21 protein-coding genes and 4 tRNA genes are annotated in these 24,649 nt (G+C 71.4%); 10 read left to right on the top strand and 15 right to left on the bottom strand.

The window, feature by feature from the left end; all coding sequences use genetic code 11:
* The first annotated feature begins 149 nt into the window (after positions 1-149).
* Positions 150-1,601, top strand: coding sequence for an MFS transporter (locus tag HQQ88_RS02485; RefSeq protein WP_308221990.1), 1,452 nt, complete (start codon positions 150-152; stop codon positions 1,599-1,601).
* Here HQQ88_RS02485 and HQQ88_RS02480 read toward each other — a convergent pair.
* From HQQ88_RS02480 to HQQ88_RS02470, 3 genes are all read right to left on the bottom strand, one after another.
* Positions 1,586-2,347 (bottom strand): glucose 1-dehydrogenase, encoded by a 762-nt coding sequence (locus HQQ88_RS02480; protein ID WP_173168545.1) that lies wholly within the window; start codon positions 2,345-2,347, stop codon positions 1,586-1,588. The two genes, HQQ88_RS02485 and HQQ88_RS02480, sit on opposite strands and share 16 nt — an antisense overlap.
* 169 nt (positions 2,348-2,516) lie before the next feature.
* The gene (locus HQQ88_RS02475) at positions 2,517-3,497 is read right to left on the bottom strand and encodes a hypothetical protein (protein WP_132100389.1); all 981 of its coding nucleotides are present in this window, start codon (positions 3,495-3,497) and stop codon (positions 2,517-2,519) included.
* Positions 3,494-4,372: an SDR family NAD(P)-dependent oxidoreductase gene (locus HQQ88_RS02470; protein WP_132100390.1), complete on the bottom strand. Its 879-nt coding sequence runs from the start codon at positions 4,370-4,372 to the stop codon at positions 3,494-3,496. Before HQQ88_RS02470 ends, HQQ88_RS02475 begins: the two co-directional genes overlap by 4 nt.
* A gap of 51 nt (positions 4,373-4,423) precedes the next feature.
* Between HQQ88_RS02470 and HQQ88_RS02465 the strand changes: the two genes are divergently transcribed.
* A complete protein-coding gene (locus tag HQQ88_RS02465; RefSeq protein WP_173168544.1) occupies positions 4,424-5,050 on the top strand; it encodes a TetR/AcrR family transcriptional regulator in 627 nt (208 codons plus the stop codon).
* A gap of 63 nt (positions 5,051-5,113) precedes the next feature.
* On the opposite strand, the gene HQQ88_RS02460 is transcribed toward HQQ88_RS02465, so the two are convergent.
* Genes HQQ88_RS02460 through HQQ88_RS02450 form a run of 3 tightly spaced genes read right to left on the bottom strand, consistent with a single transcriptional unit; the run spans position 5,114 to position 7,001 of the window.
* A complete protein-coding gene (locus HQQ88_RS02460; protein WP_066656327.1) occupies positions 5,114-5,320 on the bottom strand; it encodes a tautomerase family protein in 207 nt (68 codons plus the stop codon).
* A gap of 38 nt (positions 5,321-5,358) precedes the next feature.
* Positions 5,359-6,261: an SDR family oxidoreductase gene (locus HQQ88_RS02455; protein ID WP_173168543.1), complete on the bottom strand. Its 903-nt coding sequence runs from the start codon at positions 6,259-6,261 to the stop codon at positions 5,359-5,361.
* Positions 6,261-7,001 (bottom strand): SDR family oxidoreductase, encoded by a 741-nt coding sequence (locus HQQ88_RS02450; protein WP_173168542.1) that lies wholly within the window; start codon positions 6,999-7,001, stop codon positions 6,261-6,263. Before HQQ88_RS02450 ends, HQQ88_RS02455 begins: the two co-directional genes overlap by 1 nt.
* Before the next feature lie 97 nt (positions 7,002-7,098).
* On the opposite strand from HQQ88_RS02450, the gene HQQ88_RS02445 reads away from it, so the two are divergent.
* Complete coding sequence (locus tag HQQ88_RS02445) at positions 7,099-7,824, top strand: TetR/AcrR family transcriptional regulator (protein ID WP_173168541.1); 726 nt, start codon at positions 7,099-7,101, stop codon at positions 7,822-7,824.
* On the top strand, positions 7,821-8,321 hold the full coding sequence (locus HQQ88_RS02440) for a VanZ family protein (protein ID WP_132100395.1): 501 nt from the start codon (positions 7,821-7,823) through the stop codon (positions 8,319-8,321). The genes HQQ88_RS02445 and HQQ88_RS02440 overlap by 4 nt, the downstream gene beginning before the upstream one ends.
* Before the next feature lie 77 nt (positions 8,322-8,398).
* Here the strand turns inward: HQQ88_RS02440 and HQQ88_RS02435 are convergent, their stop codons facing one another.
* The 4 genes from HQQ88_RS02435 to HQQ88_RS02420 form a co-directional block, all read right to left on the bottom strand.
* A complete protein-coding gene (locus HQQ88_RS02435; protein WP_173168540.1) occupies positions 8,399-8,935 on the bottom strand; it encodes a hypothetical protein in 537 nt (178 codons plus the stop codon).
* An 88-nt stretch (positions 8,936-9,023) separates the two neighbouring features.
* Positions 9,024-9,098: transfer RNA gene (locus HQQ88_RS02430), tRNA-Val, on the bottom strand.
* 48 nt (positions 9,099-9,146) lie between these two features.
* Positions 9,147-9,220, bottom strand: a tRNA-Cys gene (locus HQQ88_RS02425).
* 82 nt (positions 9,221-9,302) lie between these two features.
* A tRNA-Gly gene (locus tag HQQ88_RS02420) sits at positions 9,303-9,374 on the bottom strand.
* Between the two features lie 215 nt (positions 9,375-9,589).
* On the opposite strand from HQQ88_RS02420, the gene HQQ88_RS02415 reads away from it, so the two are divergent.
* The 5 genes from HQQ88_RS02415 to HQQ88_RS02395 all read left to right on the top strand — a co-directional run bounded on the left by HQQ88_RS02415 (position 9,590) and on the right by HQQ88_RS02395 (position 16,135).
* A tRNA-Val gene (locus tag HQQ88_RS02415) sits at positions 9,590-9,662 on the top strand.
* Between the two features lie 100 nt (positions 9,663-9,762).
* Positions 9,763-11,298, top strand: a complete 1,536-nt coding sequence (locus tag HQQ88_RS02410; protein ID WP_173168539.1) for a DUF3375 family protein — start codon at positions 9,763-9,765, stop codon at positions 11,296-11,298.
* The gene (locus HQQ88_RS02405) at positions 11,295-12,080 is read left to right on the top strand and encodes a DUF4194 domain-containing protein (RefSeq protein ID WP_173168538.1); all 786 of its coding nucleotides are present in this window, start codon (positions 11,295-11,297) and stop codon (positions 12,078-12,080) included. Before HQQ88_RS02410 ends, HQQ88_RS02405 begins: the two co-directional genes overlap by 4 nt.
* The gene (locus HQQ88_RS02400) at positions 12,077-15,442 is read left to right on the top strand and encodes an SbcC/MukB-like Walker B domain-containing protein (protein ID WP_173168537.1); all 3,366 of its coding nucleotides are present in this window, start codon (positions 12,077-12,079) and stop codon (positions 15,440-15,442) included. The genes HQQ88_RS02405 and HQQ88_RS02400 overlap by 4 nt, the downstream gene beginning before the upstream one ends.
* Before the next feature lie 393 nt (positions 15,443-15,835).
* The gene (locus HQQ88_RS02395; protein ID WP_123292766.1) at positions 15,836-16,135 is read left to right on the top strand and encodes a hypothetical protein; all 300 of its coding nucleotides are present in this window, start codon (positions 15,836-15,838) and stop codon (positions 16,133-16,135) included.
* Between the two features lie 201 nt (positions 16,136-16,336).
* On the opposite strand, the gene HQQ88_RS02390 is transcribed toward HQQ88_RS02395, so the two are convergent.
* Complete coding sequence (locus tag HQQ88_RS02390) at positions 16,337-17,800, bottom strand: peptide MFS transporter (protein WP_123292872.1); 1,464 nt, start codon at positions 17,798-17,800, stop codon at positions 16,337-16,339.
* 215 nt (positions 17,801-18,015) lie between these two features.
* Between HQQ88_RS02390 and HQQ88_RS02385 the strand changes: the two genes are divergently transcribed.
* Positions 18,016-20,175, top strand: coding sequence for an acyl-CoA dehydrogenase (locus HQQ88_RS02385; RefSeq protein WP_173168536.1), 2,160 nt, complete (start codon positions 18,016-18,018; stop codon positions 20,173-20,175).
* Positions 20,176-20,216: 41 nt separating this feature from the next.
* Here the strand turns inward: HQQ88_RS02385 and csrA are convergent, their stop codons facing one another.
* From csrA to HQQ88_RS02365, 4 genes are read right to left on the bottom strand one after another with little or no spacing between them, the layout of a single operon-like run.
* Complete coding sequence (csrA, locus tag HQQ88_RS02380; RefSeq protein ID WP_123292764.1) at positions 20,217-20,492, bottom strand: carbon storage regulator CsrA; 276 nt, start codon at positions 20,490-20,492, stop codon at positions 20,217-20,219.
* A gap of 4 nt (positions 20,493-20,496) precedes the next feature.
* A complete protein-coding gene (locus tag HQQ88_RS02375; RefSeq protein ID WP_173168535.1) occupies positions 20,497-21,429 on the bottom strand; it encodes a hypothetical protein in 933 nt (310 codons plus the stop codon).
* Entirely contained in the window at positions 21,404-23,458 is a 2,055-nt protein-coding gene (locus tag HQQ88_RS02370) for a flagellar biosynthesis protein FlhA (RefSeq protein WP_123938084.1), read from the bottom strand. Before HQQ88_RS02370 ends, HQQ88_RS02375 begins: the two co-directional genes overlap by 26 nt.
* Positions 23,455-24,648, bottom strand: a complete 1,194-nt coding sequence (locus tag HQQ88_RS02365; protein ID WP_173168534.1) for an EscU/YscU/HrcU family type III secretion system export apparatus switch protein — start codon at positions 24,646-24,648, stop codon at positions 23,455-23,457. The genes HQQ88_RS02370 and HQQ88_RS02365 overlap by 4 nt, the downstream gene beginning before the upstream one ends.
* Position 24,649: the final 1 nt, after the last annotated feature.

Raw genomic sequence — 24,649 nt, 5'->3', positions numbered from 1 at the left:
CGGCCCGCTTGCAGCAGACGGCCCACTTGCAGCGGATGCCCCACCGGACGTACGCTCCTGCCAGAGGGCAAAACGCCTCGTCGCTCCGGCGGCCAGGCACCCACACGCGGTCTCGGACGAGTCGCCACTTCTTCATCGAAGGAGTGCACGTGTCCACCCGTTCCCCCGCCCGGCTCCGTGACGCCGGGATCGCCCTCGCCGGCCTGTCCGCCGTCTTCCTGTTCGAGATGCTCGACAACTCTGTGCTGAACGTCGCGCTGCCCACCATCGGCCGTGAACTCCACGCGTCGACGACCGGACTCCAGTGGGTCACCGGCGCCTACTCGGTCGTCTTCGGCGCGCTCATGCTCCTGTTCGGCGCGGTCGCCGACCGGTTCGGCCGACGCCGGGTGATGCTCGTCGGCCTGGTGCTGCTCGCGCTATCCGCGCTGGCGACCACGCTCGTCACCACGACCGGCGAACTCATCGCGGTCCGCGCGCTCATGGGGATCGCGGCGGCCATGACGACGCCCGGGTCGATGGCCCTGGCCTTCCGGCTCTTCGACACCGACGCCCTGCGGGTCCGGGCGCTGACGGTCATCTCCACCGCGGGCCTGGTCGGGCTCGCGGTCGGTCCGACGGCGGGCGGCTTCGCCCTCGCGGTGGCGCCGTGGCAGGCCCTGCTCCTGGTGAACGTCCCGATCGCGGCGCTCGCGTTCATCGGCATCCGAGCCGGCGTGCCCGCTGACCGACCGGAGGACCTGCACCCCGACCGGATCGACGTGACCGGCGCGCTGTTCGGGACCACGGCCCTGGTCGGTGCACTCGGGACGCCCACCCTCTTCGCGGAGGCGGGCAGCGCCTCCTGGCCGGGGTGGACCGGGGTCGTCGTGACGGTCGCTGCGGTGGCGGCCTTCGTGCAGCGGGAGCGCACCGCGGCGCAGCCGCTGCTCGACCTGCGCCTGCTCGCCCGTCCGCTCGTCGCGAGCGGTCTGGCGTACAAGGCGGCCTCCGGACTGGCCGTCTCCGGCCTGTCCTACCTGGTGACGCTGCAGCTGCAGTTCGCCTGGGGGTGGTCGCCGGCGCTGGCCGCGATCGGGACCCTGCCGCAGGTGGTGGTGCTCCTGGCGTCCGGGCGATTCGTCGGCCCGTTCGTGCAGCGGGTGGGCCTCGGCCGCGCGGCCTGGCTGAGCGCCGGTGCCGTCGTCGCAGGACTCGCGCTCTTCACGGTCGGCGGCCGAGCCGGGTACGGCTGGGTCGCCGCGGCACTCGTCCTCGTCGCTGCGGGGATGCGGGTCGTCGGGGTCGTCGCGGGCAACAACGTGCTCCAGGGCCTGCCGTCGAACCGGACGTCGGTCGGTGCGGCGCTCGTCGACACCTCGAGCGAGCTCGCGACCGCGGTGGGCATCGCGGCGACCGGGACGGTGCTGGCGCTGCTCGTGCCGGGCAGCATCGCGTCGACGTCGTGGACGGCGGACCGCCTGACCGCGTTCGAGGACGGGATCACCGTCGCGGGCGTCGTCCTGACGGTCGTCGCCGCGCTGCTCGTCGCCGTCGGCATGGCCCGCGCGACGACCCGCGCGGGCACGCCGGTGGCCGAACCGGCTCAGACGGCGCTGTAGCCGCCGTCCGCCACGAGCACGGACCCGGTGATGAACGACGCCGCGTCGCTCGCCAGGAACACGACGCTCGGCGCGATCTCCTCGGGCAGGGCGAAGCGCTGCTGCGGTGCGTCCTCGATCCAGTACCGCCGGAACTCCGGGGAGTCCACCGGCGCCATCTCGGTCTTCACGTACCCGGGGGCGACGGCGTTCACGCGGATCCCGTACTTCGCCCACTCGACCGCGAGCGACTTCGTCAGGTGGTGCACGGCGGCCTTCGACGCGTTGTACGCCGGCTGCCACTGCGGCCGGTTCACGATGAGGCCCGACATGCTGCCGATGTTCACGATCGAGCCCGAACCGGCATCGCGCATGTGTGCGCCGACCGCCGTCGACGTCTTCCACAGTGCGCGGACGTTGAGATCGAACACGTCGTCCCACTCGCTGTCGGGGACGTCGAACGCGTCCCGGTGGTGGCACGTGCCGGCGTTGTTGACGAGCACGTCGAGGCGGCCGAGGGCCGCCATCGCCTCCTCGGTCATGCGCGCCACCTGCTCGCCGTCGGTGATGTCCGCCGTGATGGTGACGAAGTCGTGGCCGGCTTCCGCGGCCTCGGCGGCGACCCGGGCGTTGCGCTCCGCGGAGCGCCCGACGATCGCGACGCGGGCGCCGGCCTCGGCGAGGCCGAAGGCGAACGCCCGGCCGAGTCCCTGGTTGCCGCCGGTGACGAGGGCGGTCCGGCCGGTGAGGTCGAAGGGTGAGGTCATGGAGCGGGCGCCTTCCTGAGCGGGGTCGGCGCGGTGCACCGCGTCGACGAGGTACCGCCCTGCGTACACGCACCCGGCCGGGAGGCGCGGCGTGCGTCCGCCGCGCGCCGCGCCCACGGCTGTGGTCACGACCACCGCCGCCCGCTCTCCCGGTCACGGCCCTCCGCGTTCATCCGCCGCCTTCTCGATTCCCTCTGCGATCCACGAACGCTCGAACGGCTCGCCCCGGTGGGGCAACGAGCACGACGCTGGTCACGACGAGCACGGCGACGATTCCCACCGCTCCGATCGTCAGCAGGTCCGGGCGGAGGACCGACTGGCCCCGCAGGGCCTGCCACAGCGCGATCGAGGTGACCGCGGCGTACGCCGCCCCTGCGACGACCACGACGCGCACGCGCGACCGCTCCCGCATCGTCGCCGGCAGGACGAGCGCGAGGAGGGGCAGCACCTGCAGGGCGTGCATCCCGATGAAGTGGGACACGCGGAGGTCGCCGTGGAGGCTGTTCCAGCCGAGCAGGGGGATCCCGCCGGAAGGGTCGTCGCCCCCGACGGAGTGCGAGCCGTACGTCCCCGAGCCCGGATCGGCCAGCTGCGCCGCAGTGGGGATGACCATGAGGAACCCCACGGAGAGGCCAGCCAGGGCGACGACGAGCCCGATCCGGAGCGCCCAGGCCGACGCCCGGTCGTCCAGGTTCGAGAAGACCGCGACTGCGGCGCCGACGAGCAGCGTGGCGCAGTACATCAGGGTGACCCCACCGGCCATGAGCTGGTAGAACAACTGGTTCGTCGGGGTCGACACGTTGAAGTGGCTCCCCACGCCTCGCACCACCTGGATCGAGATCACGACGATCTCGAGCAGCGATGCGGCCGCGCCGACGGTCCCGGCCCACCAGCCGATCCGTCGCAGGACGGGCCGCTGCACCAGGGAGAGCATCCACGCCAGCGTCACGGCGTAGAGCGCGAGCGACACGGAGAACTTGAGCGGCTTCGCCCAGATCGGGTCGGCTGCGAGCGTGCGCGGATCGACCAACAACCCGACGACGCACACCACCGCCCAGACGCCCATCAGCGCGGCGAACGCCACGAGCGGCCGGTGCCATCCCCGGGTACTGAGCAGGAGGGCACGGGTCGCGTCGAGGACGACGCTCACGAGCGGGCGTCCACCGCAGTCAGCTCCTCGGAGATCGACCAGAGCCGAGCAGCGGTCTCCGGGTCCTGTGCCTGCTTCGACCGGCCGATGACCTCGGCTCCACCGCGCATGTGCATCATGCGCCGCGGTCCGACGAAGGTCCCACCGGGCAGGTCGGCGCTCGCGGCCATCAGGGACGGCAGCGCACCGTCCTCTGGCTCCTGCCCGAGGACCGGGACGAGACGGTCCCACAGGTTGGGGCGCTGTCCGGCCGGTCGCTCGTAGATCGCCGTCTTCACCAGGCCCGGGTGGGCTGCCAGCGCGCGCACCCGGGACCCCGACGCCAGCAGGCGCCGGTCGAGTTCGGACGTGAACAGCAGGTTGGCGAGCTTGGAGTCGGCGTACGCACGGCCGGCGTTGTAGGTGCGCCGGTACCAGTCGAGGTCGGTGAGGTCGAGTCGGGCCATGCGTTCCGCCTGGGAGGCGACGGTGACGACGCGGTCGGTGACGTGCGGCAGGAGCAGCGTCGTCAGCAGGAAGTGTCCGAGGTGGTTCGTCCCGAACTGGAGTTCGTGCCCGTCCGCCGTCCGTTCCAGGTCCTTCGACTCGACGCCGGCGTTGTTCACCAGGATCGCGATCGGCTCGTCGATGCCGTCGGCGAACGCCTCGACCGTGTCGAGCCGGGCGAGGTCGAGACGGCGCACACGGTGGGTCCCCGGAGCGCCGGGGAGGGCGGAGACGACCGCCCGGCCCTTCTCCTCGTTGCGGACCGCGAGGATGATCCGCGCTCCCGATCCCGCCAGTGCGACGGCCGTCGCTCGGCCGATACCGCTCGTGCCGCCGGTGATGATCACGGTCTCGTCGGTCGGAGCTCGACCGGTCCTGATGTCGTCCATGCCGCCAATGTAGACACTGACTACTTTGTTGTCAACGTCTACACTGGCGTCATGAGTGCGCAAGCTCGTCCGTACCACCACGGCTCACTGCGGCAGGAGCTCGTGCGGGAGGGCCGTGCGCTCCTGGTCGAGGAGGGGCAGCAGGCGGTGACCGTGCGGGAGCTCGCGCGCCGCGTCGGCGTCAGTCACGGCGCGCCCCTGCGACACTTCCGCGACCGGGAGGCCGTCCTCGACGCGATCGCCGCGGACGGCTTCGACGAACTCCGTGGCCACCTGGAGGCCGCGCGCGGCCCCGGGGACCTCGGGCCCCGTCTCACCGAGTACGTCCGAGCGCACGTCCGCTTCGCCCAGGAGAACGGCCCTCTCGTCCAACTGATGTTCACGTCGACCGACGACGGCCCGCGACCCGAGGGCGACCACGGGTCGTGGTCCTCGGCGGAGCGGTTCTTCGCCCTGGGTGCGGAACTGCTCGGTGAGCGCGACCCGGCATCGATGGGCCCGGTCCCGTTCCTGCTCGCAGCGACGACCGAGGGCATCAGCGCACTGGCGGCGGCCGGGCGGATCCCGCCGGAGCGTGTGGACGAGGTCGTCGTCGCGGCGGTGCGGATGCTCCTCCCACAGATCGAGCAGCAGCTCGGCCGGCCCTCCGACGTCTCGATGAGCCAGTCCGGCCCGTGATCGACGCGTGGCGGCCGAAGGCGGCGGGGAACCGTGTTGCCGGCCCCCGCCGCGCGCGGACGGTCAGACGCGGCCGAGCATCGCTTCGTTGAGGATGGTGCCGCCGAGCATCCAGCCACCGTCGGCGACCTCGTCGAGGATGACGAGCGTCGTCGGTCGGGCTCGCTCGCCGTAGACGTCGACGATGGCATCGGTGACGGCGTCCTGGAGCTTCTTCTTGGACTCGGGGGTCAGGGTGTCAGCAGGGACCTTGATGTTGGCGAAGGGCATGGTGTTCCTCTCAGTGGGGGGTCCGGACGTTCCGGGGGTCAGGGTGCGGCGTTCGGGGACAGGAGGTCCTCGATGCCGACGCGGCGGTAGAACTCGGCTCGGATGCGGTCCGCGACGGCCGAGACGACCTCGCTGCCGTCGTGCGAGGGATCGATGTGGACGCGGTACGGACGACCACCGCCGGGCAGGTCCACGACCCGTACGATCTCGTCGGCGACGTCCTGCACGTCGGCGTCCGCCGGCACGGTCTCGGCGAGGCGGCCGGTCAGGTCCCGCCGGAGCGCTCCGTACTCCTCGTCGTGTGCAGCGACGCGGTCGGCGTCCGCCGGCAGCGCGGCGTTCGTGAAGTGGTTCGTGCCCGAGGTGAAGGCACCCGGGACCACGATGGTGGTGTCGATGCCGAAGCGGACGAGTTCTGCGGCGTAGCTCTCGGCCAGGGCGTCCAACCCGGCCTTCGCCGCGAAGTACGGCGCCAGGAACGGCGGGTGCCCGCCGCGGGTCGACGAACTGCCCACCCAGACGACCAGTCCGGACCGGCGGTCACGCATGTGGGGCAGGACGGCACGGGCGACGCGTTGGGCGCCGACCACGTTGACGTCGTACAGCGCCGCGAACTGCTCCGGCGTGAACGCCTCGGCCGGGCCGTAGGCCATGTGTCCGGCGTTCTGCACGAGGACGTCGATGCGCCCGTGTGCACGGACGACGGTGTCGACCGCGTCCTCGACGGACTGCAGCGACTGGACGTCGAGCTCGACGGCGCCGAGCCGCAGCGCCTCACGGTCGGCGAGGTCCTCGAGCGCCCTGCGAGCGGTCGCGTTCCGACCGTCGACGGCGCGCATCCCCGCGATGACGACGTTGCCTGCCCGTGCGAGCGACTCCGCCGTCAGGCGACCGAAGCCGCTCGAGGCTCCGGTGACGAGGACGACCCGCGGCGTGGGCATCAGACCATCCCCCCGTTGGCGCGGATGGTCTGCCCGTTCACCCAGTGTCCGTCCGGTCCGACCAGGAACGCCACGACGCCGGCGATGTCCTCCGGAGTGCCGAGGCGCTCGAGGGGCGGTGCCTTCGCCAGCGTGTCGATCTGCTCTTCCGTCTTCCCGTCGAGGAACAGCTCGGTCGCCGTCGGCCCCGGAGCGACCACGTTCGCCGTGACGTCACGGCCACGGAGCTCCTTCGCCAGGATCAGCGTCATGCCCTCTGCCGCGCTCTTGCTCGCGACGTAGGCGCCGTAGGTGGGGAACTGCGTCCCGACCACCGAGGTCGACATGCCGACGAACGCGCCACCGGCGCGGAGGCGACGAGCCGCTTGCTGTGCGACGACGAAGGTGCCGCGGATGTTCGTCCGGTGCAGCGCGTCGAGGACCTCCAGGTCTTGGTCGGCGATCGTCGACAGTGCGAGGCGTCCGGCGGAGTGCACGACGACGTCGACGCCACCGTGGTCGGCCTCGACCTGGTCGAACATGGCGGCCACGGCGTGCTCGTCGGCGACGTCTGCCTGCACGGCGACCGCGTGTCCGCCGGCTGCTGTGATCTCCTCGACGGTGGCCGCGGCAGCTGCCGACCCGCTCGCGTGGTTCACGACCACGGTGAAGCCGTCCGCTGCCAGACGGGACGAGACCGCGCGGCCGATGCCGCGCGAGCCGCCCGTGACGATGGCAACGCGTGCAGAAGTGTGAGCCATGGGGTGTCCTTTCAGCGATATGCGCCCATCATTTCGGCGCTACGACAGAACGTAGCATGATTACGATCGGTGCTACAAGCTGCGCTACGATCGCCGCATGGCTCGTTCTGACGAAACACTTCGCAACGCGCTGCTCAGCGCGGCGGAGGAGCAGCTGGTCGCGTCTCCGGACGGGGACATCGCCACCCGAGCGGTCTGCGAAGCGGTCGGTGTGACACAGCCCGTCCTCTACCGGATCTTCGGCGACAAGCGTGGTCTCCTGGACGCCCTCGCCGAGACCGGTCTGCAGCGGTACACGCAGCGGAAGGCCGAACTCGAGGCGTCGGATGACCCGTCGGTGGACCTGCGCCGCGGCTGGGACGACCACCTCGCCTTCGCCCGCGAACACGCCGCGCTCTACCGGCTGATGTTCGCTCCGCGACCGTGGGCGAACAGCGCTGCCCGCGATGGACTGACCGTCCTGCTCGAGAGGACACTGACGCGCTGTGCCGCCGCCGGCCTGCTCCGCGTCGACGTACCCGTCGCGGCGACGATGTTGCTCGCTGCCAACGTCGGACTCGCCCTCGACCGGATGAGCACACCCGCGCGGCACGAATCCGGCATCGCTGCCGACGCCCTCCGCGACGCAGTCCTGAGCGCGGTCCTGGTGGTGCCGCCCGGCCCGGGGCACGACGACCTCGACGCAGCACCCCTCCGGCAGCTCCGCGCGCAGCTCGACGCCGGCGGGTCGAGCGCGCTGCTGCCCGAGGAAGCCGCACTCATGCGAGTGTGGCTCGACCGACTCGATCCGCGGAACGATCGCGGCAACGGAGGATCCCGATGATCTCCACCTTCCTCGTCGAGCACGCGCCTCTCGTGCGCGTCGCCTTCTGGGTCGGCGTCGTCGTCGCCGCGGGCCTGGCCTGGGCGCTCCACCGCCTGCGGCTCCGTGGTGTGCTGCTCGGCCTGTCCGGGCTGTCGTTCATCGCGGTGCTCCTGCTCACCCTGCTGCCCGACGGCGCTCGGCCTGACGGCGTCACGTGCACCGTGCAGTTCTCCGTGCCGTTCCAGGGCCTCGACACGCTCGCCAACGTCGCGATGCTGCTGCCGATCGCACTCTTCCTCAGCACGGCGACGAACCGACCGCTCTCCGTCCTCGCCGGTGCGGTCGCCCTCTCCGCTGTCATCGAGGTCGTCCAGGCGCTCGCCCCGGTGCTCGGCCGCCGCTGCGACACGAACGACTGGTTCATGAACAGCGTCGGAGCGGTGCTGGGGGCGGCGATGGCGCTCGCCATCTGCGCGATCGACCGACGGCGACGGGCTGCCTCCGTCTCTGCTTGAGTCGTCGCCGGCGTCGGCCGCCTCGGCGTCGACGCGGGCGTCGGCTTCGACGAGGTACCGCCCGGCGGTGCACCGCGTCAGGTCGCTCGGTGCGGTTCGGTTGCCTCACGACGGTCGAGCTCGGCGAGCATCGCGGCGGTGTTCCGCAGCACCTTCGGTGTCTGCACGATGGTGACGACGAGGAACACCAGGAACATCGCTGCCGCGAACCAGAAGACCGGCCGCCCGGTAACGGCGAGGGACACCTCGAGCACCATCAGCACCACGAACACGACGGGCCCGAACCACCGCTGCCGGCGGTACTGCTGCTGGTAGTGCGTGAGCGCCTGGCGCCACTGCGCCGGGTCCGCATCAGCGGGCAGTTCGCCGCGCCGCACCGCTCGGCCGAGCGCACGGTCACGCGCTGCCGGGCCGACGCTCCGGCGCTGCCGACCGATCCAGAGCCCGAAGAGCACGCCGAACACCGCGCCCGTGACCGCACTCGCGGCGACTCGGACCCCGACGGGGACGTCGTCGGGCATGGTGACGAACGTCGACAGGTACCAGAAGCCGCCGAACGCGACCGCGAGGACGATCATCACGGCCCACAGCGGCCACCCACGCATCGAATCCACCTCGCCATCGTGCCAGCCGACCGCGGCGATCGCCCGGAATGCAGAAAGCCCCCGGCCAGACCTGGTGGTCCTGCCGGGGGCTTCCTCGTGGTGGGCGATACTGGGATCGAACCAGTGACCTCTTCCGTGTCAGGGAAGCGCGCTACCGCTGCGCCAATCGCCCAGATTCCCTGTCTGAACCGGAGTTCGCACAGGATCTGGAGGGTGTTGCTGGAGGTGGGGACGGGATTCGAACCCGCGTGGACGGCTTTGCAGGCCGCTGCCTAGCCTCTCGGCCACCCCACCATCGAGGTTCACGTCTCCGTGAGTACCCGAACGGTGGGATACCCTCTGGTGAGTCGTGGGACTCCGAGAAGACCCACACTCGAGCGGATGACGAGATTCGAACTCGCGACCCTCACCTTGGCAAGGTGATGCGCTACCACTGCGCCACATCCGCACTTGTCTTTCCGCTGTCGCGGCGACGACGTAAACTCTATACGAACCCAGGGGCATCCGCCAAAATCCTTCCCGTTCACCGGGCGTGTCCCCCGAGTTCATGCGGATCCGGCCGGTTCAGTACCCCTCGCAGACCGCGCGCCACACCCGGGGAGCGCGTCGTGTTCGGAGCACCGCCGGACATCCGCTACTATCGACTCGCACGAACAGTGCAGGGGGCGATTGGCGCAGTTGGTAGCGCGCTTCGTTCACACCGAAGAGGTCATCAGTTCGAGTCTGGTATCGCCCACCCTTGAGACAGAGCCCGACGCAGCAGCGTCGGGCTCTTGTCATCTCACCGACCCGCAGCACGCGGGCCGCACCACCAGCACGATCGGACGAAGGGGCGCATGACCGACGTCGACCTCGAGTTCGCCCGGGTCCGAGCGGTCCTCGACCGTCCGACCCTGCGCCTCATGTCCCGCCCGACGAGCGCGACGGTCCTCGCCGTGTTCCGCACGGTGTTCGACCGCGACGTCCAGTACGTCCCCGCCGACCGCATGCACCTGCAGGTCGAGGAGCACGTCGCCCGCCTGCAGGCCTCGGGTGCACGCGTACCCGCGAGCGAACAGCACGAGCAGAGCGAGCAGGACCCCCGACCGAACGGCCGCGCCCTCTGCCGTGAGTGGGTGGCGGCACAGTGGCTGGTCCGCTCCAACTCCCCCGACGGCGACGAGCAGTACTCCCTGACGAGTCACGCGCTCGAGGCCCTGAGCCTCGTCGACGCCCTGTCGGCCGACCGCGCACTGATCAGCGAGAGCCGCCTCGCGATGATCGTCGACGCCGTGCACCGCTGGGCCGCCCGCGCAGAGCCGGACCCCGACGTGCAGATCCGCCGCATCGACGCCCAGATCGCCGAACTGCGGGCCGAGCGTGAGCGCCTCGAGCACGGCGACGACGTCGTCACCGTCGAGGACGACCGGATGCGCGACGGGTACACGAACATCTCCGACCTGATCCGGCAGCTGCCGAGCGACTTCAAGCGCGTCGAAGAGGCCGTCGCGACGATGCACCGCTCGATCGTCGAGGACTTCCGACAAGAGGTCCGCCCGATCGGCGAGATCCTCGACGACTACCTCGCGCGCACCGACAACCTGATGCAGGCGACGCCCGAGGGCCGCGCGTTCGAGGGTGCCTTCGAGCTCCTGCGCGACGACGCCCTGCTGCTCCGCCTGCGCGACGACATCGCGACGATCCTGTCCCACTCCTTCGCCGACGGCCTCGGAGCCGGTGAGCGTCGCGCGTTCCGCAACACCGTCACGATCCTGCGCCAGGGCATCGAGGACGTCCTCGCCCAGCGGCGTCAGCTCACCGCGACACTGCGCGACCAGATCGTCGCCCACGACGTGGTCCGCGACCGTGAGCTCGACGCCGTCATCCGGTCGATCAACCGCGGCCTGGCGACGCTGATGGACCAGGGCGGTGCGCGCGACCGCATCCCGCTCCCGCTGTTGCCGGCGTCGGCCGAGGTCGGCACCCTGCGCGAGCGCTTCTACGACCCCGACGCCGAGTCGGTGCCGCCACCCATCGAGGAACCCGACGACGACGTCTTCGAGGACCTCGACGTCGAGATGCTCCGCAAGCACGGCGGCCCGCTCCTGACCGAGCTGCGTGCCGCGCTCCGGTTCGCCGAGGCCGACTCGAGTGTCGACGCCTTCCACGGGCTGCCGCCCGAACAGCGTCGACCGGTGGAGCTCTTCGGCCTCGCCCACCTGCTCACCGGACGCGACGACTTCGAGTCCGCCGCGCACGTCGCCGAGCACCGCACGGTGCGCCCGGACGGCAGCCCGGTCACCTTCCACATGCCCACCGCGGCGCTCGCTGCGGAGCGCACGCCGGCCGGCGAACACCACGACGACACACAGAACGCACAGGAGGCACGGTGAGCGACACGACGCCGACACCGGTCGACGAGACGGTCCCCTACGACGACCCCGCAACGGTCCTGCAGGACGACGAACGCGACGAGTCCAGCTTCGCCCTCTTCGAGGGCGACGAGGGTCGGCTCGACGAGCACCAGCGCCGCGCCCTGGTGGCGCTGCTCCGCCACTCGTACGTCAGCTCCCGCACCCACCCCGACGAGTGGCGCGCGGTGCTCGACGGCGAGTACCAACTGCGGTCGCGCCTGAACGACCTGTTCCTCGAGCTGCACGTCGACCGCGACCGCGAGGTCGCCTGGAAGCGCCAGGCCCGCTCGGAGAGCCAGCGCCGTCCGTTCCCCACGCTGCTGCGCGACCTGCCGTACACCCGCGAGGAGACGATCGTCCTCGTCTACCTGCGGATGCGGCTGCGAGCCGATGCCCGGCCGGGGCCGGACCAAGTCGTCGTCGACCGCTCCGAGATCCTCGGGCACGTCGCCGGGTTCCGACCGGCCACCGCGACCGACCGCACCCGCGACGAGGGCCGTGTGGCGAAGGCCGTCGAGCGTCTCGTCACGGCGCGCATCCTGATCCGCACGTCCGACCCGGACCGGTTCCGGGTGGCGAGCGTCGTCGAGGTGCTGCTCCCCCTGGAGCGCCTGCTGGAACTGGACACCTGGTTGCGGACCACCACCGCGCAGGAAGTGGCGACCGCCCCGGGCGGCGAGCCGAACGACGGAGCCGACCCGGGCCTCCCGACTGACGACACCGACACCGACACCGACGACGAAGGCGAGACGGAAGCGTGACCGACACGTTCGAGATCCCGGCGCTCTTCGACACGGTCGCGCAGTGGCGCGCCGAGTCGATGCAGGTCGTCAACTGGGGCGGGTTCCACGGGCACCGCCAGGTCGAGCTGTCCGGCACCGCGACGCTCATCTCCGGCGCGTCCGGCACCGGCAAGTCCACGCTCATGGACGCGTACCTGGCCGTGATGATGCCGTCCGACGTGCCGTTCAACGGCGCTTCGAACGACGCCACGACCGGGCGTGCCCGCAGCGCCGACCAGCGGAACCTGCTCACGTACCTGCGCGGCAAGGTCGACACCCGCCGCGACCCCGAGTCCGGCGCCCTGCGCGACGTGAACCTGCGCGGCGACGACCAGACCACCTGGGGTGCGGCCGCGGTCACGTTCCGGAACGACGACGAGCGCCGCTTCACGGTGTTGCGTGCGTACATCGTGCCGAAGCGCGCGCGGGGCGTCGGCGACATCCAGATGACCATGGCCACGGTCGACGACACCTTCGACCTGCGTCGCCTCGAGGAGTTCGTGCCGACGCGGTTCCACCACCTCGAGCTGACCGGGCGCGTACCGGGGCTGGTGATCCGCGACACCTACCAGGAGCTCGCGTACACGCTGCAGACCCGGCTCGGCATCGGCGACTCCGGCGGCGGGAACCGGGCGATGCGCCTGCTCGCGCGCATCCAGGCCGGGCAGCACCTGCCGACCGTCGACGCGCTGTACAAGTCGCTCGTGCTCGAGACCCCGGGCACCTACGAGGCGGCCGACCGTGCCCTCGCGCACTTCTCCGCGCTCGACGAGGCGTACGAGGCGATGGACACCGAGGAACGCAAGGTCCGCATCCTCTCCCCCATCACCGACCTGCACGACGAGATCGAACGCTCGAAGGCCGCGGCCGCGGCCCTGGACGGCATCGCCACCGGAGCCGAGGTCTCCCCGTTCGCGCACTGGACGGCTTCGCGGAAGCGGGAACTGCTCGACGCCGAGGTGGACCGCAATGGCCGGGAGCGCACGGCGTCCCGCGCCGAGGTCGCCGCCGCCGAGGCCCGGCACGCCGCCGTGGAGATCGAGCTGCGTGACGCCGAGGCGCGGCTGCGCGACCAGGGCGGCAACGCGCTCGCCCAGCTCGAGGACCGCATCGAGCGATTCACCCGTGAGCGCGACGCGGTGGTCCGGACCCGGGCGACCTTCGACGAGCGCACAGCGGTGCTCGGCACGTCCGTCGCGACCGAGGCCGACTTCACTGCCGCGCAGCGCAGCTCGCACGAGTTCCTCGGTTCCTACGCTGCTTCGCGCTCGTCGTTGGACGACCGCCGCGACGCCCTGACGCGCGAGGAGTACCCGCTGCTCGACCGGGAGCGCTCGCTGCGCCAGGAGCGGCAGTCGCTCGAGCACCGTCAGGGCGCGATGCCCCTGCCGATGCACGAGGCCCGGCTCGCGATGGCCCGGGCCGCCGGCATCGACCCCGCCGACCTGCCGTTCGTCGCCGAACTGCTCGACGTGCAGCCCGGCGAAGAGCGCTGGCGCACGGCCATCGAGTCCGTACTGGCCCCCGTCGCCCGCACCCTGCTGGTCGACCAGGACCGCCTCGGTGCGTTCAGTGAGGCGATCGACGCACTCCGCCTGCCCGTCCGCGTGCAGTTCGAGGGCGTGCCGACCGGACCGCACCTGGACCTCGACGGCGATCCCGCGATGGTCTCCGGCAAGCTCGCGATCAAGCATTCGCCGTTCAGCACCTGGGTGCGCGAGCGGATCGAGTCGGACCGCACCGACGCCCGTTGCGTCACCGACGCCTCGGAGCTCGGTGGCGGTGGCCGGCGCGTGACCGAGTCCGGCCAGCTCCGCGACGGCCGTCGTGGTGCGCACGGCGACCGCCGCCAGGCCAACGTCATCGGCTTCACGAACGAGGCCCGCGTCGCCGCCGTCGAGCAGGAACTCGCCTCGATCGCGCAGGACCTCGCCACGCTCGAGGCCCGTCGCACCGACGTCGCGCAGGACCTCACCGCGCTCGACGTCCTCCGCGCCGCGCACCAGCACGTGGTCGACGTGACGTGGGACGCCATCGACGTCGAGGGCGTCGAGACGTCGCTCGCCCGCCTCGACGAGGAACGCCAGGCGCTCCTCGCCGCCGACGACGGCCTCCGGACCCTGCGCGCCTCGGTCGCCCGCCTGCGGAAGTCGCTCGACGAGACCGCCGATCGCCGCTCCGCCGCACGGCTCTCCGTGCAGCGCCTCGAGGAGCGGCACGCCGTGCTCGTGGACGGCCAGGACGCCGCCGCCGAGATCCTGTCGCGTTTCGACGACACCCCCGAGTCGTTGCCCGACGACGAGCAGTCGCGACTCCTCGCCGAGACGTTCGCCGAGGTCGGGGCACCGGACGGTGTGGACGGTTTCGACGACGCGACCCGACGGCTCCGGCGACGCCTCGAGGAGCGGCTGTCGCAGGCACTCGACGGTGCCGCAGCGGCCTCGACGTCGTTGACGCTCACGTTCCAGCGGTACCAGGACGCCTGGCCGGACCCGAACCTCGGCACCGGCGTCGCGTCGTACCCGGACTACCACGCCATCCTCGACCAGATCGTCGCGACCGGCCTGCACGCCCGCCGCACCGAGTGGCGTCGGCGGCTGTCGCAGTGGAGCGGCGAGGACCTCGTACCACTCGCCGGTGCCTTCGACCGTGCCGTCGTCGAGATCGAGGAGCGCCTCGAACCGGTCAACGAGATCCTGCGGGACCTGCCGTTCGGCGCGAACCGCGACCGTCTGAAGATCCAGATCCGGCGGGTCACCCGCGAGGACGTCACCGCGTTCCGCCGCGAGCTCCGCGCCCTGTCCGCCTCGGTCGACGCCGAGCTGACCGACGACGTGCTCGAGACCCGGTTCCGCCGGCTCCGGCGCTTCATGGCCGTCATCCGCCCCGACCCCGACGCCGCCCGTGGCCGCACCACGCAGCGCGACGCCGTGCTCGACGTCCGGCGGCACATGGAGATCACGGCGGTCCGCTACGACACGTCGGGCAACGACCTCGGTGTGTACTCGTCGCTCGGTGACAAGTCCGGTGGAGAGACGCAGGAGCTCGTGGCGTTCATCGTCGGAGCGGCGCTCCGCTACCAACTCGGCGACGAGACCCGGCCCCGGCCGCGGTTCGCTCCGGTGTTCCTCGACGAGGCGTTCATCAAGGCGGACTCGGAGTTCGCCGGTCGTGCGGTCACCGCGTGGCTGCGGCTCGGGTTCCAGCTGGTGGTGAGTGCGCCGCTCGACAAGGTCACGGCGCTCGAGCCCTCGATGGAACGGCTGCTCTCGATGCGCAAGCACCCCGAGACCGGTCACTCGTCCATCACCGAGATCGCCCGGGTCCCCGCCGACGCCTGACCTGCGGCGGGGGCGGGCCTGGGCGGGCGTGGCGCCCCGAGGTTCCAAAATCTCGGAACTTCGGGCACTCACGCGGGCATCTGTGGAACCTCGGCGGCACGCACGCGGCATGTCGTGGAACCTCGGCGTCGCCCCGCCGTCCCCGCCGTCCCCGTCATGTCCCCGACGCGTCCAGCTCGTCAGGTCCCGAGATCTCGGAACCTCGGGCGCTCATGCGGGCATCCGTGGAACCTCGGCGGCACGCACGCGGCATGTCGTGGAACCTCGGCGTGCTGGGTGGAACGGGCTGACCAGCGCGCGGGACGGAGCGAGCTGACCAGCGCGCGGGACGGAGCGAGCTGACCAGCGCGCGGGACGGAGCGGGTTGATCGGCGAGCACGCTACGGTGATGGCGTGTTCGGACGCCGCTCCCCCAAGCCCCGCCCCGACGACGCCCCCGGCCTCGGCATCGGTGCGCTCGTGCAGGTCATCGACTCCGCGGAGGGCGGTGAGCGGTGGGCCGACGAGCCGATCGGTGTGATCGTGGCTCCTGGCGGCAACCAGATCGTCGGCTACCCCGGCGTCGGCGAACCGCTGTCGTGGACCGTCGCGTTCGAGGAGCCCGTGTACACGAAGGACGGCCGCGGCCCCTTCGAGCGCGCGACCGTCCTGAGTCGTCAGTTGGTGCCGATCACGACCGGCAGCGGCGAGTAGCCCAGCGGGCTCAGTACTCTTCGGAGCCGCTCTTCATCATGGCGGCGACTGCCATGCAGCAGCCCACACCACCGAGGACGCCGATGCCGATGATGATGCCGGCGATGAGTTCGAGCATGGGGTGACTCCTTGGTTGCTTCGGCCGTGTGGCTTCCCTCAGGTTAGCGGATACCGCGACGGTTCAGCGGATGCCGCGACGGATCAACGGATGCCGCGCATGAGCTTCAGCACCGGCTTGGCCAGGACGAGCAGGACCACGCCGACCGCGACGGCGACGAGACCGAGCACGGCGAAGTACGGCGCCTCGTTCGCCGGGTCGTAGTACTGCGACAGCACCCCGGTGACGGCGGTGCCGAGCGACACGGACAGGAAGAACAGCGCGACCATCTGCGTCTGGAACTTCGGCGGCGCGAGCTTCGTGGCGACGGACTGCCCGACGGGTGACAGCAGCAGCTCGGCGAGCGTGAAGACGAGCAGGATGCCGACCAGGGCCAGCAGCGGCGTGCCGTTCTGGCCCGAGCCGACGAAGGGCAGGAACAGCAGGAACGCGACGCCCATGATGCCGGTGCCCAGGCCGAACTTCGTCGGGGTGGACGGCTGACGGTCGCCGAGCTTGGTCCAGAGCGCCGCGAAGACCCCGGACAGCACGATGATGAAGACCGGGTTGATCGACTGCACCCACGAGACCGGCATCTCCCACCCGAAGAGCGAGCGGTTCAGTCGCTCGTCGGAGTAGACCGTGACGACGGTGAACTGCTGCTGGTAGAGCGACCAGAACACGGCGCTGCCGATGAAGAGCGGGATGAACGCGAACACCCGCGAGCGCTCCTGCGCCGTGATGCCGCTCGTCAGGATGACGACGAAGTACCCGATCGTCGCGAGGATCACGATCGCGACGACCACGGTGGGCAGGTTGCCGACGTTCAGCAGCCCGGTCAGGACGGCGACCGCGATCACGACCAGGGCGACGACGACCCCGACGCCGATCAGCGGCAAGCGTCGGCGATCGACCGGGTTCGTGACGTGGCGGACTGTGTCGGGCAGGTTCTTCCGACGGATGGCGTACTGGACCAGGCCGGCTGCCATGCCGACGGCGGCGAGCCCGAAGCCGTAGTGGAAGCCGAGCGAGCTCTGCAGCAGCCCGGTCAGGAGCGGCCCGAAGAACGCACCGAGGTTGACGCCGAGGTAGTACAGCGAGAACCCGGCGTCACGGCGGGGGTCGTCGCGGCTGTAGAGCCCACCGACGATCGTCGTGGCGGTCGCCTTGAGTCCGCCGGACCCGAGCGCGATGAGCACGAGCCCGACGCCCACGCCGGCCACCCCGGGGATGAGCGCCAGGGCGATGTGGCCGAGCATGACGACGATCGCGCTGCCGAACAGTGTGCGGTCGGCACCGAGCAGCCGGTCGGCGATCCACGCGCCGATGATCGTGAACAGGTACACGGCGCCGCCGTACGCGCCCATGATCCCGGTCGCGATGCCCTTGTCGATCCCCAGGCCGCCCTGCGTGACCGTGTAGTACATGTAGATCAGGACGATGCCCTGCATGCCGTAGAACGAGAACCGCTCCCAGAGCTCCACCGCGAAGGGCGTCGACAGCTCGAACGGCTGTCCGAAGAAGGTGCGTTTGGGCTTGGGATCGTGTCCCGTGGTGGAGCCTGACATGTCGGCCAGTCTGCCCCGCGGGCCGGTGGCGCGCCCAATCGTTGATGGGTGCTCATCAAATCGATCGACGCGTGCAGTTGGAGGGTTCCCACCATCGTGGTCGGTCCGTGCCGGGCAGCGTTGTGCGGCCCGCACGGCGTTCCGCCGGCTCCCGGCGGTGGTGTCTAGCGTGGGGAGCGCAACACCGGACACCGCAGTTCAGGAGGACTCCGACCATGGTCGACACCGCATCCGCGCAGCACACCGGCACGCCCACGGCGAAGCACGACGCCGGCGTGAACCCGGGCACGAACGCCAGCGAGAACTCGGGCAAGAACGCCAGCGAGAACTCGGGCAAGAACTCGAGCAAGCACACGAGCGACAACGCGGGCAAGCACACCGACATCCGCATCGACGTCGACATGGTCGAGACCCTCCTCCTCGGCCGCTGGGCCGAGGACCGCCGGATCTCCCGCCGCCTCGTGCTCGACCCCGCACTGCACAAGACCGAGGGACTCGGCACCATCGAGCACCGGGCCCGCGCGTTCGAGCAGCTGCAGATCCTGGTCGACGCCGGAGCCATCCAGCGCCCCTACCCGCCCGAGCTCGGCGGCCAGGACAACCACGGCGGCAACCTGGCGGCGTTCGAGGAGATCACCACCGCCGACCCGTCGCTGCAGATCAAGGCCGGCGTGCAGTGGGGCCTGTTCGGCTCCGCGGTGCACCACCTCGGGACCGCGCGGAACCACGAGGAGTTCCTGCCCGGCATCATCGGGTTCGCCGTTCCCGGCTGCTTCGCCATGACCGAGACCGGCCACGGTTCGGACGTGCAGAACATCGCCACGTCGGCGACCTACGACCCCGCCACGCAGGAGTTCGTCGTGCACACGCCGTTCCGCGGGGCGTGGAAGGACTACATCGGCAACGCGGCCCTGCACGGCAAGGCGGCCGTCGTCTTCGCGAAGCTCGTCACCCAGGGCGTCGACCACGGCGTGCACGCCTTCTACGTGCCGCTCCGTGACGACGACGGCGCGTTCCTGCCGGGCGTCGGCGGCGAGGACGACGGCGTCAAGGGTGGCCTGAACGGCATCGACAACGGCCGGCTGCACTTCGACCACGTCCGCGTCCCCCGCACGAACCTGCTGAACCGCTACGGCGACGTCGCCGAGGACGGCACTTACAGCTCGCCGATCGACTCGCCCGGACGCCGCTTCTTCACGATGCTCGGCACCCTGGTGCAGGGCCGCGTGTCGCTCGACGGCGCCGCGGTCGTCGCCCAGAAGATCGGGCTGCAGATCGCCCTGACGTACGCGATGCAGCGCCGGCAGTTCCCGACGGCGGGCGGTGTCGAGGGCGTCCTGCTCGACTACGGCCGGCACCAGCGTCGCCTGATCCCCCGTCTGGCGACGGTGTTCGCGCAGTCGTTCGCGCACGAGCAGCTGCTCCGCACCTTCGACGACGTGTTCAGCGGGCGCGCCGACACCCCGCAGCGCCGCGAGGACCTGGAGACCCAGGCCGCCGCGTTCAAGTCGCTGTCGACGTGGTCCGCGCTCGACACCCTGCAGGAGTGCCGCGAGGCCTGCGGCGGCGCGGGCTTCCTCGCCGAGAACCGCCTGACGAGCCTGCGCGCCGACCTCGACGTCTACGTGACGTTCGAGGGCGACAACACCGTCCTGCTGCAGCTCGTCGGCAAGCGTTTGCTCACCGACTTCCGGAAGCGGGCGCCGCGCGACGCCGCGTCGACCGCGAAGTTCGTCGCCTCGCAGGTGGGCGCGAAGCTCGCGGACGCCTCGGGCCTCCGCCGCCTGGGCCAGACCGTCGCCGACCGCGGGTCGCTCACCGCGAGCGTCACGGACCTGCACGACCCTGCCACGCAGCGCGCGCTGCTCGCCGGCCGCGTGGACACCATGGTCACCGAGATCGGGCTCCGGCTGAACACCGCCGGCAAGGACCGCGCCCGCCAGGCCGTGCTCCTGAACCGGTCGCAGCACGAGCTGATCGAGGCCGCACGCGCCCACGCGGAACTCATGCAGTGGGACGCCTTCACCGAGGGGCTCGACGCGGTCCCCGAGGGCGACACCCGCCGGGTCCTCGTGTGGCTGCGCGACCTGTTCGCGCTCGGGCTGCTCGAGCAGCACCTCGACTGGTACCTGGTGCACGGCCGTCTGAGCGCGCAGCGTGCCCGTGCGGTGTCGGCGTCGATCGACCGGCTCGTGGCGCGGCTCCGTCCGGTGGTCCCGCAGCTCATCGAGACCTTCGGCTACGAGCCCGGCCACGTGCGGGCGCCGATCGCGCTCGGCGAGGAGCAGGCCCGCCAGGACGAGGCCCGTGCGTGGTTCGCCGCCGAGGCGGCAGCCGGACGACTCCCCGAACAGGAGAAGAAGCCCCGGCGCTAGCGACGGGCTCCGGCGCCAGCGACGGGCTCCGGCGCGAGCGACTACTCGGTCGGGTCCGTCGGCTGGGCGGACCCGCCGAGCGCGGCACGCAGCCGTGCCTCGGCGTCGTCACCGGAGGCACCGGTCGCGCCGGCAGCCGCAGCGGCCTCGGCGTTCGCCTCGGCGACCGCGCGCACGACCTCTTCACGCTGGATCTTCACCCCGCGTGGTGCGTCGATGCCGATCCGGACGCCGTCGCCCCGGGCGTCGAGGACCGTGATGACGATGTCGTCACCGACGAGGATCCGCTCGCCGACCTTCCGCGTGAGTACCAGCACCCGCTCAGCCTAGCGACAGGACGGGGACCCCCAGCAGGTCGACGGACTCCGGCGTGGCGGTCTCGCCCGCGCCGATCGCGACGACACCGGCCACCGGCAGCCGTGCGGCCACCGCGGACACCATCGCCGCGGTGTCCTCGGGCTTCCGTCCGACGTCGACGACCACCCAGACCTGGTCGGCCTCGATCCCTTCGCCGGTCGCGCGGTCGTCCCACGCGGCGACGGCGAGCACCGCGTGGCCGTCGCGCACGCCGTCGGCGCGGGCGAGGATGGCGGACCGCCGGTCGGCGGCGTCCGTCGGCCGCAGCGCGTGCCGGACGGCGAACAGCCCGGCCGCGGCGTCGACGTCGTTCGCCCGGCCGACCAGCAGGACCAGGTCACCGTCAGCAGACCGCACTGCCGAGACAGCAGACCGCGCGGCAGGGGCCGTGGGCCGGGCCACGCGCACGGCGGGCGCGACGTCGGGGACGGTGGCCGGGCCTCCTGGCAGGGTGTCGGTGACGGCCTGGAGGCGCGGGTCGACGTCCGCAGGCCCGTCCGCTCCGGGCAGTGCGCGCGTCGGGCGCGGGGCGCTCCCCGTGATCCCGTCCGCCACGAAGCCGTCGAGCGCCGACGCGAACGCGTCGGCACGCGTGGCCTGGGTGCCGTCACCGCGCGCGATGCGGGCCTCGGCCGCGTCGGCGTCGGCGAGCAGCGCCGCGATGCCGATCCGCTGGACGGGTGAGTCGGCGATCACGACGCGTGCGGTCGGGGTCTCCCCCGGTTCCGGCACCTCGACGGTGGCCTCGACGTGGGCCTTGCGGAACAGCCCGCCGATGCCCGGCGTGGTGACCCGCTCGGCGGCGACGATCCTCGCGCCCGCGCCGAACTCGGTCCGGACGGCGTCGCGGACCTCGTCGAGCGTCGCGCCGTTACGCTGCAATCGGGTCGGCGGCACGGACAACTCCCACGGTCTCGATGGTGGAGCCCGCGGCGGTGGCCTCCTGGTACGACAGCACCGGGAGCCCGTTCGACTGGGCGGCGACCATGCGGTGCACGGCCGGGCGGAGCTGCGGGGCGCAGACCAGGACGGCGGACAGGCCCTGGTCCTCGATGCTGCGCACGGCATCGCGGACGGAGCCCAGGACCTGCTCGATGCGGTGGGCGTCGAGGACGATCTGGCTGCCCTGTTCGGATGGCCGCAGCCCCTCGAGCATCGACTGCTCGAGCAGCGGGTCGATCATGATGACGCGCAGGGTGCCCTGGTCGGTGTACCGGGCGGCGAGGGCGGGGCCGAGTGCGGCGCGGGCGGCCTCGACCAGCCCCTCGGGGTCGGTGGAGGCCTTGGCGCGCAGGGTCAGCGCCTCGCAGATCCGCCCGAGGTCGTTGATCGGCACGCGTTCGGCGAGCAGGCCCTGCAGCACGCGCTGGAGTTCGGCCATCGAGAGCATGCCCGGCACGAGTTCCTCGACCGCGGCGGGGTTGACCTGCTTGACGCCCTCGGTCAGGACCTTGACGTCCTCGCGGGTGAGCAGGCGAGCGGCGTTGTCGCCGATGACGGCCTGCAGGTGCGTGACGAGCACGGACACCCGGTCGATCACGGTGGCGCCGGTCATCTCGGCGGCGTGCCGGAGTTCGGCGGGCACCCACTTGCCGGTCAGGCCGAACACCGGCTCGACCGTCGAGGTGCCCGGCAGCCCGTCGAGGTGGTCGCCGAGCGCCAGGACGCTGCGGGCCGGGGCGGTGCCGCGGCCGGCCTCGACGCCGGCGATCCGGATGGCGTAGGTCGACGGCGGCAGGTCGATGCTGTCGCGGGTGCGGACCGGCGGCACGACGATGCCCATGTCGACCGCGATCTTGCGACGGAGGGCACGGACCCGGCCGAGCAGGTCGTCGGAGGCGCCGGACACCATGTCGACCAGGTCGGGCGCCAGCAGGATCTCGAGGGCGTGCACGCGCATCTGCTCGATGAGGTCCTCGGGGGTGTCGCCGGAGGGAGCGGCGGCTTCGAGGGCCTGCTGCTCGGCGGCGGCCGACTCGGCGTTCGCGGCGTTCCGGCCGATGCGCCACGCGGTGAACAGCAGGGTCGCACCGACGAGCAGGAAGGGCAGGATCGGCATGCCGGGGATGAACCCCATCGCGATCGCGGCGACGCCGGCGATCATCAGGGCGTTGCGCGACTGCGAGAGCTGGGTGGCGGCCGACGCACCCATCTCGGACTCCGCGCCCGAGCGCGTGACGATCATGCCGGTGGAGACCGCCATGAGCAGGGCCGGGATCTGCGTGACGAGGCCGTCGCCGATCGTCAGGATGCCGTACTTCGACAGGGCATCGGTGGCGGACAGCCCGTTCTGCAGCATGCCGATCGCGATGCCGCCGACCAGGTTGATGATGATGATCAGGATGCCGGCGATCGCGTCGCCCTTGACGAACTTCGAGGCGCCGTCCATCGCGCCGTAGAAGTCGGCCTCGGCGGAGACCGCGGCACGGCGGTCCTTCGCCTGCTGGTCGGTGATGAGCCCGGCGTTCAGGTCGGCGTCGATCGCCATCTGCTTGCCGGGCATGGCGTCGAGGGTGAACCGTGCTCCGACCTCGGCGACGCGCTCGGCACCCTTCGTCACGACGACGAACTGGATGACGATGAGGATCAGGAAGATCACCGCGCCGATGATGATCGACCCGGACACGGCGACGTGGCCGAACGCCTGGATGACGTCGCCGGCGAAGCCCTCGCCGAGCACGAGCCGGGTCGACGCCACGTTCAGGCCGAGGCGGAACAGCGTCGCGACGAGCAGCAGCGACGGGAACACCGAGAAGTCGAGCGGCTTCTTCACGAACAGCGTCGTGAGCAGGATCACCAGCGCCAGCAGGATGTTGATGATGATCAGGAAGTCGAGCAGGAACGACGGCACCGGCAGGATCAGCAGCAGGATGATGCCGACGATGAACACCGGGACGACGAGCTTCGGCAGGTCCTTGCGGTTCATGCGGGGAGTCCTTCGGTCGGGGTCTCGGCGATGCGCGGTGCGCGGAGCTTGCGGGGGCGGAGGTCACCGGTCAACGTGGCCGGGTCGATGACGCTCGCCACCTCGTCGGGCGTGGTCGGCCTCGGTGGTGCGTGGGTGCCGGCCGCTGCACCGCGGGCCTTCAGGGCCATCACGAACGACAGCACCCGGGCGACCGGCGTGTACAGGTCGACGGGGATCTCGTGCCCGAGCTCGCACGCGGCGTGCAGCGCTCGGGTGAGCGGGACGTCGCGCACGATCGGCACACGGTCCTCCTCCGCCCGGGCACGGATGACGTCGGCGACGGGCCCGGCGCCCTTCGCGACCACCCGCGGTGCGGCCTTGCCCGGCTCGTACTTGAGCGCGACGGCGTAGTGGGTCGGGTTCGTCATGACGACGTCCGCGGTGCCGACCGCCTGGATCATCCGGTTGCGGCTCATCGCGAGCTGGCGGGAGCGGCGCTGGCCCTTCACGAGCGGGTCACCGTCGCTCTTCTTCTGCTCGTCCTTGACCTCGCGCTTGGTCATCATGGTGCGCTTGCGGTTGCGGCGGATGACCACGAGCACGTCGATCGCGGCAAGGACGAGCCCGGCGGCGATCGCGGCGCGGAGCAGGGTGCCCGCGCCGTCCGCTGCCGCCTCGAGCACGGCGGACAACGGCAGCGAGCCGCTGGTCATGAGCACGGGCATCAGGCCCTGCACGGCGAACCAGAGCACGAGCCCGACGACGGTGGTCTTCAGCAGCGCCTTCGCCCCGTTCCAGAGCGCCTGGACGCCGAACACGCGCTTCAGGCCCGCGATGGGGTCGAAGTGCGACGCCTCGGGCGCGAGCTTCCGGATGTGCACGCCGCCCTGCGCGACGGCAGCCGCGGTGACGGCGACGAGCACCACCGCGAGCATCGGGCCGAGGGTCGCGCCGACGCTGGCCATCGCGTCGCCGAACACGTGGTTCATGGTGCCGATCGTCGGGTTCGCGATGACGGACTGCACGGCGACGAGCTGTGCCGTACCTGCGGCCTCCGCGTTGCCGATCATCGACGGCACCATGAGGGCGACGACGGCGATGCCGATCCACGCACCGAGGTCCTGGGACCGGCCGAGCTGGCCCTTCCGGTGGACCTCCTGCATGCGCTTCTGGGTGGCCTTCTCGGACTTCTCACCACTGTCGGACACG

The organism is Curtobacterium sp. VKM Ac-2861 (assembly GCF_013204965.1).
Taxonomy (GTDB): Bacteria; Actinomycetota; Actinomycetes; order Actinomycetales; family Microbacteriaceae; genus Curtobacterium.
Note: the sequence above shows the minus strand (reverse complement) of the source record. Positions and strands in the feature narration are given on the sequence as shown.

Bases quoted from the DNA above. Each gene is read 5' to 3' on its own strand.
- HQQ88_RS02480 (WP_173168545.1), bottom strand. From the start codon at position 2,347: ATGACCTCACCCTTCGACCTCACCGGCCGGACCGCCCTCGTCACCGGC.
- HQQ88_RS02470 (WP_132100390.1), bottom strand. From the start codon at position 4,372: ATGGACGACATCAGGACCGGTCGAGCTCCGACCGACGAGACCGTGATC.
- HQQ88_RS02465 (WP_173168544.1), top strand. From the start codon at position 4,424: ATGAGTGCGCAAGCTCGTCCGTACCACCACGGCTCACTGCGGCAGGAG.
- HQQ88_RS02460 (WP_066656327.1), bottom strand. From the start codon at position 5,320: ATGCCCTTCGCCAACATCAAGGTCCCTGCTGACACCCTGACCCCCGAG.
- HQQ88_RS02455 (WP_173168543.1), bottom strand. From the start codon at position 6,261: ATGCCCACGCCGCGGGTCGTCCTCGTCACCGGAGCCTCGAGCGGCTTC.
- HQQ88_RS02450 (WP_173168542.1), bottom strand. From the start codon at position 7,001: ATGGCTCACACTTCTGCACGCGTTGCCATCGTCACGGGCGGCTCGCGC.
- HQQ88_RS02445 (WP_173168541.1), top strand. From the start codon at position 7,099: ATGGCTCGTTCTGACGAAACACTTCGCAACGCGCTGCTCAGCGCGGCG.
- HQQ88_RS02440 (WP_132100395.1), top strand. From the start codon at position 7,821: ATGATCTCCACCTTCCTCGTCGAGCACGCGCCTCTCGTGCGCGTCGCC.
- HQQ88_RS02410 (WP_173168539.1), top strand. From the start codon at position 9,763: ATGACCGACGTCGACCTCGAGTTCGCCCGGGTCCGAGCGGTCCTCGAC.
- HQQ88_RS02390 (WP_123292872.1), bottom strand. From the start codon at position 17,800: ATGTCAGGCTCCACCACGGGACACGATCCCAAGCCCAAACGCACCTTC.
- HQQ88_RS02385 (WP_173168536.1), top strand. From the start codon at position 18,016: ATGGTCGACACCGCATCCGCGCAGCACACCGGCACGCCCACGGCGAAG.
- HQQ88_RS02370 (WP_123938084.1), bottom strand. From the start codon at position 23,458: ATGAACCGCAAGGACCTGCCGAAGCTCGTCGTCCCGGTGTTCATCGTC.